The sequence below is a fragment of the Azospirillum sp. B510 genome, from assembly GCF_000010725.1.
In the GTDB taxonomy this organism is placed as follows: Bacteria; Pseudomonadota; Alphaproteobacteria; order Azospirillales; family Azospirillaceae; genus Azospirillum; species Azospirillum lipoferum_B.
Genome location: NC_013854.1, coordinates 2,831,405 through 2,843,313 on the forward strand (window position 1 = coordinate 2,831,405; position 11,909 = coordinate 2,843,313).

The 11,909-nt window shown below is 67.3% G+C and carries 13 protein-coding genes; 3 read left to right on the top strand and 10 right to left on the bottom strand.

Going from position 1 to position 11,909, the window contains the following annotated elements:
* Positions 1–208: 208 nt before the first annotated feature.
* Positions 209–433: a hypothetical protein gene (locus AZL_RS13230; protein ID WP_042443132.1), complete on the bottom strand. Its 225-nt coding sequence runs from the start codon at positions 431–433 to the stop codon at positions 209–211.
* On the bottom strand, positions 430–876 hold the full coding sequence (locus tag AZL_RS13235) for a Fur family transcriptional regulator (protein ID WP_012975048.1): 447 nt from the start codon (positions 874–876) through the stop codon (positions 430–432). The genes AZL_RS13230 and AZL_RS13235 overlap by 4 nt, the downstream gene beginning before the upstream one ends.
* Before the next feature lie 143 nt (positions 877–1,019).
* Between AZL_RS13235 and AZL_RS13240 the strand changes: the two genes are divergently transcribed.
* On the top strand, positions 1,020–1,562 hold the full coding sequence (locus tag AZL_RS13240) for a superoxide dismutase family protein (protein WP_012975049.1): 543 nt from the start codon (positions 1,020–1,022) through the stop codon (positions 1,560–1,562).
* Positions 1,563–1,882: 320 nt separating this feature from the next.
* Positions 1,883–3,400 (top strand): DEAD/DEAH box helicase, encoded by a 1,518-nt coding sequence (locus AZL_RS13245; protein WP_042443134.1) that lies wholly within the window; start codon positions 1,883–1,885, stop codon positions 3,398–3,400.
* 94 nt (positions 3,401–3,494) lie between these two features.
* Here AZL_RS13245 and gstA read toward each other — a convergent pair whose 3' ends face one another.
* The 7 genes from gstA to AZL_RS13280 all read right to left on the bottom strand — a co-directional run bounded on the left by gstA (position 3,495) and on the right by AZL_RS13280 (position 10,430).
* Positions 3,495–4,109, bottom strand: a complete 615-nt coding sequence (gene gstA, locus AZL_RS13250) for a glutathione transferase GstA (RefSeq protein WP_012975051.1) — start codon at positions 4,107–4,109, stop codon at positions 3,495–3,497.
* A gap of 81 nt (positions 4,110–4,190) precedes the next feature.
* Positions 4,191–5,015 (bottom strand): acyl-ACP desaturase, encoded by an 825-nt coding sequence (locus AZL_RS13255; protein ID WP_012975052.1) that lies wholly within the window; start codon positions 5,013–5,015, stop codon positions 4,191–4,193.
* Positions 5,016–5,288: 273 nt separating this feature from the next.
* Complete coding sequence (locus AZL_RS13260) at positions 5,289–5,705, bottom strand: F0F1 ATP synthase subunit epsilon (protein WP_012975053.1); 417 nt, start codon at positions 5,703–5,705, stop codon at positions 5,289–5,291.
* Between the two features lie 146 nt (positions 5,706–5,851).
* The gene (atpD, locus tag AZL_RS13265) at positions 5,852–7,273 is read right to left on the bottom strand and encodes a F0F1 ATP synthase subunit beta (protein ID WP_012975054.1); all 1,422 of its coding nucleotides are present in this window, start codon (positions 7,271–7,273) and stop codon (positions 5,852–5,854) included.
* A gap of 86 nt (positions 7,274–7,359) precedes the next feature.
* Positions 7,360–8,244: a F0F1 ATP synthase subunit gamma gene (locus AZL_RS13270; protein ID WP_012975055.1), complete on the bottom strand. Its 885-nt coding sequence runs from the start codon at positions 8,242–8,244 to the stop codon at positions 7,360–7,362.
* Positions 8,245–8,331: 87 nt separating this feature from the next.
* Entirely contained in the window at positions 8,332–9,861 is a 1,530-nt protein-coding gene (gene atpA / locus AZL_RS13275) for a F0F1 ATP synthase subunit alpha (RefSeq protein WP_012975056.1), read from the bottom strand.
* The gene (locus AZL_RS13280) at positions 9,861–10,430 is read right to left on the bottom strand and encodes a F0F1 ATP synthase subunit delta (RefSeq protein WP_012975057.1); all 570 of its coding nucleotides are present in this window, start codon (positions 10,428–10,430) and stop codon (positions 9,861–9,863) included. Before AZL_RS13280 ends, atpA begins: the two co-directional genes overlap by 1 nt.
* Before the next feature lie 406 nt (positions 10,431–10,836).
* On the opposite strand from AZL_RS13280, the gene AZL_RS13285 reads away from it, so the two are divergent.
* The gene (locus AZL_RS13285; RefSeq protein ID WP_042443137.1) at positions 10,837–11,229 is read left to right on the top strand and encodes a hypothetical protein; all 393 of its coding nucleotides are present in this window, start codon (positions 10,837–10,839) and stop codon (positions 11,227–11,229) included.
* Positions 11,230–11,346: 117 nt separating this feature from the next.
* Here AZL_RS13285 and AZL_RS13290 read toward each other — a convergent pair whose 3' ends face one another.
* Positions 11,347–11,862, bottom strand: a complete 516-nt coding sequence (locus AZL_RS13290) for a cache domain-containing protein (protein WP_148219316.1) — start codon at positions 11,860–11,862, stop codon at positions 11,347–11,349.
* Between the last annotated feature and the right edge of the window lie 47 nt (positions 11,863–11,909).

Here is an 11,909-nt window from a genome sequence, read left to right on the forward strand (position 1 = left end):
GGAGCGCGAAAACGAAAAGGGCCGGCCGGACTTGGAAATGTCCGGCCGGCCCTTTCCGGACCGAAGCGAGGGGGAGACCCTGCTGCTGTCGGGCGCTGGGTCCGGGGGACGGACCTATCGCCTTGACAGGATTGGTTTTAGGATTTTATGCGGAACATATCAAGGATTATTTTCATAAATCATCCTTCGGACCACACCCCGCAGCCCTTCAGTGCCGAACCGGCCCCGCCACCCAATGGCTGACGATGGTCTCGGCCTGGGCCGGCGGGATTTCCGGATGGTGGTAGCGGTAGACGGTGACCGCCGCCTCCAGCGCATAGCGCTCGGGCTGGCCACAGCGGCACAGGCCGGAATAGCAGCGCCGCACCGCGTCGCGGCAGGCGATGGCCTCGCCGACCGGTTGGTCCGCCTCCGGGAACCGGGGATCGGTCATGCACGCTCCTCCTTGTCCCGGATGTCGTCACCGGCATCATCCAACGGCACGCCGTAGATCTCCAGCCGGTGGCCGACGATCTTGTAGCCGAGCTCGCGGGCGATCCGCTCCTTCATCGCCTCCAGCTCCGGGCTGGCGAATTCGATGATCCGGCCGGTGCGGGTGTCGATCAGGTGATGATGGTGATCGGCGGTCGCCTCCTCGTAGCGCGCGCGCCCGTCGCCCAGATCAACGCGCTCGATCACCTGCGCGTCCTCCAGCAGCCGCATGGTGCGGTAGACGGTGGCGATCGAGATGCGCGGGTCGATCCGCACGGCCCGGCGATGCACCTCCTCCACGTCGGGATGGTCATCCGCCTCCGACAACACCTGGGAAATGACGCGGCGCTGGCCGGTCATCTTCAGGCCCTTCTCCATGCACAACGCTTCCAGACGCGATGTCATAACCCCAACCCTGGTCTTTGCTTGCCGATGCCCCCATCATACTGAAAATCGTTCGCAATCCCAGAGCGGTTTCGCGGCGGCGCGAAGTCGCGACCCAACCGCCGGCGGACCATGCGCCGGCCATGACGGAGGACTGAACCGAGATGCCCCGTACGCTCCCCCTTCTGGTCGCCGGCCTCTGCCTGGCAAGCGCTCCCGCCATGGCCCAGCAGTCGCCCCCCACCCCGGCGCCAGCCCCGGCACCCGCAGCCCAGGCCGCCATCGCCGATGCGCAGGGCAAGCCGCTGGGCACGATCACCTTCACCAAATTCCCGCACGGCATCCTGGTGCATGGTCAGCTGGACGGGCTGCCGCCGGGCTGGCACGGCATCCACATCCATGAGAACGGCGCCTGCACCCCCGATTTCAAGGCGGCCGGCGGCCATTTCGGCGCCCAGGGCTCCCAGCACGGGCTGGAGGCGGCGCACATGCATTATGGCGAGCTTCCCAACATCTGGGCCAACGAGGCCGGCAAGGCCGGGTTCGAGGCGATCACCCACATGGTGACCCTGACCGACGGCGCCGATGGCCTGTTCAAGCCGGGCGGCACGGCGATCATCATCCATGCCCAGCCCGACGATTATCTGAGCCAGCCGGCCGGCAACTCCGGCGACCGCTTCGCCTGCGGCGTCATCAGGAAGCCGTAAGCTCCGGCGAACGGCACCGGGGCGCGGCCATATGCCGCGACCCCACGGCGGCGGCTCGCGCCCCCTTCTTTCCCGCCCGGCATCCGCTCCGTCAATGCGAATCGGGCGGCGCACCCCTGCCGCGCACCGAGTTTGCTTGCCAAATCAAGCCACCGGCCCTATCTGTCCGGGGTCGGACGGCGCCCGGCGCCGCGCAAGCCTGCGCAGGCACCTGATCGCCCGCCGCCCGACGGCTCCGCGCCAACCCGCCGCGGAGCGCGCAAGCCCGGCCGCTCCCTCCTGGCGCGGCCCCCATTCTGGTGACCAGGACCATCACTTCCATGACCGAATTTTCCGGCCTCGGCCTGATCGAGCCTCTGCTGCGCGCCGTCGCGGAAGAGGGCTACTCCACGGCCACGCCGATCCAGGCCGGCGCCATCCCGCTTCTGCTGGCCGGCCGCGACGTGCTCGGCCTCGCCCAGACCGGCACCGGCAAGACCGCCGCCTTCACCCTGCCGATCCTGCAACGGCTGTTCCAGAACAAGAAGCGCGTCGCCGCCAAGTCGCCCCGCGTGCTGATCCTGACGCCGACGCGCGAGCTGGCATTGCAGATCGGCGACAGCTTCACCACCTACGGCCGCCATCTGCCGATCCGCCGCACCGTCATCCATGGCGGCGTCGGCCAAAGCCCGCAGGTCGCCGCCATCGCCCGCGGCGTCGAGGTGCTGATCGCCACCCCCGGCCGCCTGCTCGACCTGATGGCGCAGAACCACGTCAACCTCGGCGCCATCGAGGTGTTCGTCCTCGACGAGGCCGACCGCATGCTCGACATGGGCTTCATCCGCGACGTGCGCAAGGTGGTGGCGGTGCTGCCGAAGGAGCGGCAGACCCTGCTGTTCTCCGCCACCATGCCCGACGCGGTGGTGGATCTCGCCAACAGCATCCTGACCGACGCCGAACGCATCGAGGTGACGCCGCAGTCGACCACGGTGGAGCGCATCAACCAGCGCGTCCTGTTCGTCGAGCGCGGCGACAAGCGCCGCCTGCTGGCCGATCTGCTCGAAGACGAGGCGATGGCCCGCACCATCGTCTTCGCCCGCACCAAGCATGGCGCCGACCGCATCGCCGACCATCTGAAGAAGGCCGGCATCACCGCCGACGCCATCCATGGCGACAAGTCGCAGTCGGCCCGCGTCCGCGCGCTGGAGAGCTTCCGCAACGGCGAGCTGCGGGCGCTGGTGGCGACCGACATCGCCGCGCGCGGCATCGACATCGACGGCATCAGCCACGTGATCAATTTCGACCTGCCGAACGAGCCGGAAAGCTACGTCCACCGCATCGGCCGCACCGCGCGGGCCGGCACCGACGGCAGCGCCGTGTCCTTCTGCGACCATGAAGAGGTTGGCTATCTGAAGGACATCGAGAAGACGATCCGCCAGCCGATCCCGGCCGACGCCAGCCACCCCTATCACGCGGCCGACGTGGCGCAAATCCACGCCTCGTCCAAGCCGCCGCCCCGTCCCAAGGCGCCGGGCAGCAACCGCAACCAGAACAACCGCAACCAGCAGCAGGGCCGCCCCGGAAACGCCGCCGGAAACGCCGCCCCGAAGGCGGCCGCTCCCAAGCCCGCTCCCGCCCAGACGAAGCCGGCGCAGACCGCCGCCAAGGCCCCGCAGAAGGCCGGCAAGCCGGCCGGTGGACAGCGCCCCGACGCCGCCCGCGGCGACCAGAACCGCCATGACCGCCGTCCGGCCCCGCATGCCGTATCGCACGGCAATGGCGGCGGCAAGCCGGCGCCGCGTGCCGCCGGCACCCCCGGCGGCAACACGCCGATGCGGCGCAAGCCCAGCGCCGCCTGATCCCGGCACAAGCGGGCAAAAGACGGTCTAAAAACGACAAGGCCCCGTCTCGCAAGGGACGGGGCCTTCTTTTCATCGGAACCGGCAGGCTTGTTCAGCCCTGGGCCTCCACGGCATGGGCCGCCTGAACCGCCGGACGGGCGGCGACGCGCTCGGCGAAGGCCACCAGATCAGGGAAGGGCGACAGATCGAAGCCGATGCGCGGCAGCCAGCTCAGCACCGTGTAGGCATAGGCGTCGGCGACGGTGAAGACATCGCCGGTCAGGTAGGGCTTGCCCTCCAGCTGCTGGTTGAGCACCGACAGCTTGCCCCCGAAAACCTTGGCGGCGAAGCCCTTGTAGGTCTCCGACACGACATCCTTCAGCATCGGGAACAGCGGGACGACGCCCTTGTGCAGCTCCGTGGCGATGAAGTTCAGCAGCTCCTGCATGCGGTAGCGCTCCATGCTTCCCGCTGCCGGAACAAGCCCGCTGCCCGGCGCCTTGTCGGCGACATACTGGACGATCACCGCCCCCTCGGTCAGGATACCGCCCTCATCAAGCGCCAGGGTCGGCACCTGCCCCTTCGGGTTCACCGCGCGGAAGTCGCTGCCGTCGGCCAGGGTCTTGGTGACGAGATCGACCTTGACCAGCTCGAACTCCAGACCGGCCTCGCGCAGCACGATGTGCGGCGCCAGCGAGCAGGCGCCCTGCTTGTAATAGAGCTTCATGTCTCCGAAACCCTCTTTGGTTGGTTGGCGACGCCATGGCTACCCCAAAAGGCGGTGGCGCCGCCAGCGTTCTGAAGGGCGTCAGACCGCCTGCGCCGCGAGCTTGCGGGCCTGGCGGTCCAGGAACCACCATGCCCCGCTCGACGCCATCTGGCAAAGCCGGCTGTGCGGCTTCAGGCCGCAGGCCTTGAACACCATGGCGATGGCGCGGTCGACATGCTTGCGGCGATAGCGACCGAAGGCCCGGCGCTTGTAGGCGGCGTTGTAGAGCTTGTGCTCGTAGACGGCGTCGGCCGGGGCATTGGCGGCGTAATAGGCATAGGCCAGCTCGTCATCCTCCGACTCGCCGATCCGCGACAGCGCCACCTTCAGGCGCTGGACCTTGCTCAGCCCCTCACGCTCCAGATATTTCTTGGTGTAGGTGTAGAAAATCTTGTAGTGGCGCAGTTCGTCGGCGGCGATGTTGCGGCAGATTTCCTTCAGCACCGGCTCCTCGGTCGAATCGCCGATCGCGGCGTAATAGGAGCTGGTGCCGGTCTCCACCATGCAGCGGGCGATCATCTCGCCGGTGCGCGAGCCGCGGACCGAGGCGTCCAGATCGATCGGCACCCGGTAGCCGGCGCGGAAGCGCTCCACCGCCGCCCGGAAATCGAAGGTCGGATCGACCAGCTCGGCCCAGCGCCCCAGCGCCTCGCCATGCTGGACCTCCTCGACCGCCCAGCCATGGGCGACCTCCTGGAACTCCGGATCGTCCTTGAAGATGTTGCACAGGTAGGCGGTGTAATCGTCGGCGTTGAACTCCACCAGAGCCGCCGCCTTGATCAGGGGTATCAGGTCGGGATCGACCCGGCCGGCATCAAAACGATCCCAGGGAAGCTCGTCGATCCGCCAATGCGCACGCGCCATGATCCGTTCCAACGCCTCTTCTTGGGCCGCCCCGTCGGCGGCCGTCTCAATTGATCGGGAAAGGGGTCCCGCCGGTCCTGTCCCCACCGGTGCCGTCGGGTACGGTGGGGTTCACGACCCAGGCCTTCGAATGTAGTCGCTCTTCGCCGCGATGCAACCAAGTCGCAACGCAAACGGGCGGCCTGGATGCCCAAGCCGCCCGTTTGACCGAAGGGATATATGCCGTCCGCCTGGGTTCCGGCAGTCGGCCGGGGGCCGCGCCGGCGCCCGCGCTCAATGAGCGGCGGTCTGGCTCAGCGCGTCCAGCTTGGCGCGCGCGACCGCCAGCTTGGACTCGGCGGCGGCGCGCTCGGCGTCCGACTTGCTGTCGTCCAGATCCTCGGACAGATCCTTGACTTGCTTCTCGACCGCGGCGCGGTCCAGGTCGGTCAGCGCCACCGCTTCCTCGGCCAGAACGGTGCAGCGGGCCTCGGTGACCTCGGCGAAGCCGCCGGCGACGAAGACGCGGTCGACCACGCGGTCGCCCTCATAGACGTCGATGACACCCGGACGCACGGTCGAGATCATCGGCGAATGGCCGGCGAGCACGCCGAAATCGCCTTCCGAACCCGGCACCACGACCATGTCCACGGGCTGCGACTTCAGCAGCTTTTCCGGCGAGACCAGCTCGAATTCGACTTTATCGGCCATGGGTTTCCTGGTGCCTCTTCATAGGAACCCCCTCCCCCGCTGACGGAGGGAGGGGGTGTGCTGATGTCGATTTCCGTCCGACCGTTCCGCGCGCCCTCTCGGGCGCGCTTGCGGCCGGGCCGGAAGGCCGCGATCCCCGGTGGGGATCAGGCGGCGGCCAGCTTCTTGGCCTTGGCGATCGCCTCGTCGATGGTGCCGACCATGTAGAAGGCGGCCTCCGGCAGGTGATCATAGTCGCCGTTCACGATGCCCTTGAAGCCCTTGATGGTCTCCTCCAGCGGGACCAGCACGCCCGGCGTGCCGGTGAACACCTCGGCGACGTGGAAGGGCTGCGACAGGAAGCGCTGGATCTTGCGGGCGCGGGCGACGACCAGCTTGTCCTCTTCCGACAGCTCGTCCATGCCCAGGATGGCGATGATGTCCTGCAGCGACTTGTAGGTCTGCAGAACCTTCTGGACCGAACGGGCGACCGAGTAATGCTCGTCACCGACGACGCGCGGGTCGAGGATGCGGCTGGTCGAGTCGAGCGGGTCGACGGCCGGGAAGATGGCCATTTCGGCGATCGAGCGCGACAGCACCGTGGTGGCGTCGAGGTGGGCGAAGGAGGCGGCCGGGGCCGGGTCGGTCAGATCGTCGGCGGGCACGTAGATGGCCTGCACCGAGGTGATCGAGCCCTTCTTGGTCGAGGTGATGCGCTCCTGGAGCGCGCCCATGTCGGTGCCCAGCGTCGGCTGGTAACCCACCGCCGACGGGATGCGGCCCAGCAGGGCCGACACTTCCGAACCGGCCTGGGTGAAGCGGAAGATGTTGTCGACGAAGAACAGCACGTCCTGGCCTTCCTCGTCGCGGAAATATTCCGCCAGCGTCAGGCCGCTCAGCGCGACGCGGGCGCGGGCGCCCGGCGGCTCGTTCATCTGGCCGTACACCAGGGCCACCTTGGAGCCCGGGCCGTCGAGCTTGATGACGCCCGACTCGATCATCTCGTGATAGAGGTCGTTGCCCTCGCGGGTACGCTCGCCCACGCCGGCGAACACCGACACGCCGCCGTGCGCCTTGGCGACGTTGTTGATCAGCTCCATGATCGTCACGGTCTTGCCGACGCCGGCGCCGCCGAACAGGCCGATCTTGCCGCCCTTGGCGTAGGGGGCCAGCAGGTCGATGACCTTGATGCCGGTGATCAGCACTTCGGCGTCCGTCGACTGGTCGACGAAGTCCGGGGCCTGGCGGTGGATCGGCAGCGAGCGGGCGGCGTTGACCGCGCCGCGCTCGTCGATCGGCTCGCCGATGACGTTGATGATGCGGCCCAGTGTCTCCGGGCCGACCGGCACGGCGATCGGGGCGCCGGTATCCGAGACTTCGGCGCCACGCACCAGACCGTCGGTGCTGTCCATGGCGATGGTGCGGACCGTGCTCTCGCCCAGGTGCTGCGCCACTTCCAGAACGAGGGTCTTGCCGTCGTTCTGGGTGTGCAGCGCGTTCAGGATCGCCGGCAGGTCGCCGTCGAACTGCACGTCCACGACGGCGCCCGTGACCTGCGTGATCTTGCCGACAGAATTGGTGGTGGCCATGGAGTAAAGCTCCCTAGGAACTCGGTAAGTGTCGGTATGCCGTCGCCGGCGCAAATGGGCTTGGCCCTACGGGTCGGATGCCGCCGTTACAGCGCCTCGGCACCGGAGATGATCTCGATCAGCTCCTTGGTGATGTAGGCCTGGCGTGTCCGGTTGTAGGTGATCGTCAGCTTGTTGATCATGTCGCCGGCGTTGCGCGTCGCGTTGTCCATCGCGGTCATCCGGGCGCCCTGTTCGGACGCGGCACTCTCCAGGAGGGCGCGGTAGATCTGGATGGACAGGTTGCGCGGCAGCAGTTCGGCGAGGATCTGCTCCTCGTCCGGCTCGAACTCATAGAGCGGCTTCACCTCGTCGGTGGCCGCGACCGCCTCGCCGGGGACGGCGAAGGGAATGAGCTGCTGAACCGTGACGATCTGCGAGATCGCCGACTTGAACTTGTTGAAGATGACCGAGCAGACGTCGAACTCGCCGGCGTCGAACATCGCCAGCACCTTCGTCGCCACCATGTCGGCGTCGCTGAAGCCGAGCCGGCGGCGGCCGACATCCTCGTAGCTCTCGACGATCAGCGAGGCGAACTCGCGGCGGAGCTGGTCGCGGCCCTTGCGGCCGACGGTCAGCAGCTTGACCGTCTTGCCCTCGCCCTGGAGGCGGGTGATCTGGCGCTTGGCCTCGCGGACGATGGAGCCGTTGAAGGCGCCGCACAGACCGCGGTCGGAGCTGATGACGACCAGCAGATGCACCTTGTCGGCGCCCGTCCCGGTCATCAGCTTCGGCCCGTTGCCGCTGTCCTGCACGTTGGCGGCCAGGGACGACAGCATCCGGCCCATACGCTCCGCGTAGGGACCGCTGGCTTCCGCCTGCTCCTGGGCGCGGCGCAGCTTGGAAGCCGCAACCATCTTCATGGCCGAGGTGATCTTGCGCGTCGACTGGACGCTCGCGATCCGGTTCTTTAGGTCCTTGAGGTTAGGCATGCCGGCCCTTCAATTCCGCTCGAGGTCGTTCCGTGACCGTCGTTTCAGGACGGTGGGGGGCGGTTTCCCGCCCCCGCGCGCGGTCGGTCAGGCGAAGACCTTGGCGAAGCCGTCGAGGAAAGCCTTCAGCTTCTCTTCGGTCGCCGAGGTGATCTGCTTGTCGGTGCGGATCGCCGCCAGGATATCGGCGCCCTTGGCGCGGATTTCCGACAGGAACTTGGCCTCGAAGCGGTTCACGTCCTCGACCTTGATGGCGTCCAGGTAGCCCTTCACGCCGGCGAAGATCGACACGACCTGCTCCTCGACCGGCAGCGGCTGGAACTGGCCCTGCTTCAGCAGCTCGGTCAGGCGGGCGCCGCGGGCCAGCAGGCGCTGGGTCGAGGCGTCGAGGTCCGAGGCGAACTGGGCGAAGGCGGCCATCTCACGGTACTGCGCGAGTTCCATCTTGATGGTGCCGGCGACCTGCTTCATCGCCTTGATCTGGGCGGCGGAGCCGACGCGGCTCACCGACAGGCCGACGTTGATGGCGGGGCGGATGCCCTTGTAGAACAGGCCGGTTTCCAGGAAGATCTGACCATCGGTGATCGAGATCACGTTGGTCGGGATGTAGGCGGACACGTCGCCGGCCTGGGTCTCGATGACCGGCAGGGCGGTCAGCGAGCCGTTGCCATGGGCGTCGCCCATCTTGGCGGCGCGTTCCAGCAGGCGGCTATGGAGATAGAACACGTCGCCCGGATAGGCTTCACGGCCCGGCGGACGGCGGAGCAGCAGCGACATCTGGCGGTAGGCGACGGCCTGCTTGGACAGATCGTCGTAAACGATCAGGGCGTGCATGCCGTTGTCGCGGAAGAACTCGCCCATCGTGCAGCCGGTGTACGGCGCCAGGAACTGGAGCGGAGCCGGCTCCGACGCGGTGGCGGCGACGACGATGGAGTATTCCATGGCGCCGGCGTCTTCCAGGGTCTTGACGATCTGGGCGACGGTGGAGCGCTTCTGGCCGACGGCGACATAGATGCAGTAGAGCTTCTTGCTCTCGTCGTCGCCCTGGTTGATCGGCTTCTGGTTCAGGAAGGTGTCGATGACGACGGCGGTCTTGCCGGTCTGGCGGTCACCGATGATCAGCTCGCGCTGGCCGCGCCCGATCGGAACCAGGCTGTCGACGGCCTTCAGGCCGGTCTGCATCGGCTCGTGCACCGACTTGCGCGGGATGATGCCGGGGGCCTTCACTTCCACGCGGGTGCGGGTCACGTCGACCAGCGGACCCTTGCCGTCGATCGGGTTGCCCAGGCCGTCCACGACGCGGCCCAGCAGGCCGCGGCCGACCGGAACGTCGACGATGGTGCCGGTGCGCTTGACGGTGTCGCCTTCCTTGATGCCGCGGTCGTCGCCGAAGATCACGATGCCGACATTGTCGGTCTCGAGGTTCAGCGCCATACCCTGCAGGCCACCCGGGAACTCGACCATCTCGCCGGCGCGGACGTTGTCCAGGCCGTGCACGCGGGCGACGCCGTCACCCACCGACAGGACCTGACCAACCTCGGCGACATCCGCCTCGGTCCCGAAATTCGCGATCTGCTGCTTGAGGATCGCAGAGATTTCTGCGGCGCGGATATCCATCAGACTGATCCCCCTGAGGCCTTCATGGCGAGTTGCAATTTGTTCAGCTTCGTTCGCACCGAGGTATCGACCATGCGCGAGCCGAACTTAACGATCATGCCGCCGATCAGCTCGGGATCGACGGAGGTGTTCACCAGCACCTTGGAACCGATGGACGCCTTCAGCGCGTCGATCACGGCGTCGCGCTGGGCATCGCTCAGCGGCTGGGCCGAGGTGACCTGGGCGGTGACCTCGCCGCGGCGCCGGGCCAGTTCGGCCAGGAAGCCCTCGATCATCCCGTCGATCGCGAACAGGCGGCGGTTGGCCGCCACCAGCCCGATGAAGCGCTTGGTCAGATCGGACGTGCCGGCGCTGTCCAGGACAGCGGCCATGGCCTTGCCCTGATCGGCGCGGCTGATGACGGGGCTGCGGACGAGGCGGCGGAGGTCGGCGCTCTCGGCCAGGATCTGCTTCAGCGTGGTCAGGTCGCTCGCGACCGTGTCCAACGCCTGGTTTTCGTCCGCAAGCTCGAACAGCGCGGTGGAGTAGCGCGCGGCGAGTTCGGATACGCCTGTTCCTTCGGATGCCACCTGATCCCTCGAATTGAGTTCGGTAGACGGTGAATTCGGCGACCTTATAGGGTGTCAACCCGAGGCACAAACACCCCGGCCGCGAAAGCGAGCGGTCCAATATCACAGGAATCGCGCCCACGCAACGGGGTCTGGACAATTTGGCTGCGGCGTTTTGAGCAACTGCGGAATCATTGGTCGCAACTGCGTTCGCCAATGACTCGGGAGCCGTTCGACTGGTCATACCGGCTGTGACTTCGATGTGGCCCTAATCCCCGTTTAATTCAAGGTTAACCAATCTGATCGCCAATCCGACCATGGGGCGGCCGGACCCGCGCCGGCGGCCGGTCAGCCCCTGATTTCCCGTCTTTTCTCCCGATCCTTCGCAAGCATCGAACCGGTCCGGACAACCAGGATTCCTTCCGCCATGACCATTCCGCCCACGACCGGCCCCCTTGCGACCGCCAGCGTGACCACCGGTGCCAAAGCCTCTCCCCAACCGGAAGAAGCCGCGCCGAACATCGTCCCGTTCTGCCGCGCCCGCCTGACGCCGGACGATCTCGACGCCTTCGCCGCGGTGGCCGAACCGAAGATTCGCGAGGGACATTGGGCCGGCGTGCTGCGCGAGTCGGGACGTACCCACGACCGGCTTCTGGTTCTGCTGCCCGAGGTCGACCGCCCGGTCTTCCGCTTCGAACGCGACGCCGGGGGCCGCTACAGCCTGTCCTTCCATGACCGCTCGGGCTGGTATGGCATCGGGACCGGCGACAGTGCCGCCGAATGCCTGTCGATCTGGCGTCCGCGCCGTCCGCGGAGGTAAGGATCGTCCTTGTGGCGGGCTCGGGCGCCCGGTCCCGCGCCTGATCGGTGGCGCTGGGAATTTCACCATGTGAAAAACTTCCGAACGGCACCCCGCCGCATCGGTCTTACAGGGTCCTCAACGATAGACCCCGACCGCCAGCATGTAGGGCTTGCCGTTCAGAACCAGACGGCGGGCATGCATCGTCTTGCGCGCGACTTGGCCCGTAAGCGGATCGATCCATTGATAGGTGACGTCGGTGCGGCCGTCGCGGGCCACCCCGTCCAGCGCCTCGCGGATGAAGGGCTTGCCGTCGACGTCGCGCAGGTCCGTGAGGTTCGACCCGTTCAGCGCCGTGCTCCAGCCATGGGCGATCATCACGCCCTTGTCGTCCAGCAGCATCGGGTAGAGGTCGCGATCGGTGAAAGCGCTATCATGGCCGGCAAAGGCTTCGACCGCCGCATCCGGACCGATCCGCTCCAGCAGCAGCTGGGCACGGTCGATCATCCCCATCGCCTCCGCATCGGTGCCACGGGTACGCGCCGGGGCACCGGCGGCGAAGGCGATGACCACCAGCAGCAGAAGGACCGGCAGCACGGTCAGCAGGGTTTGCCGCTGAACACGCAGACGGAGCTTTGAGATCATGCCGCTCATCAACCTGGACCTGTCCTCGAAAGTCCGGCTCCGGGACCGATGCTTCG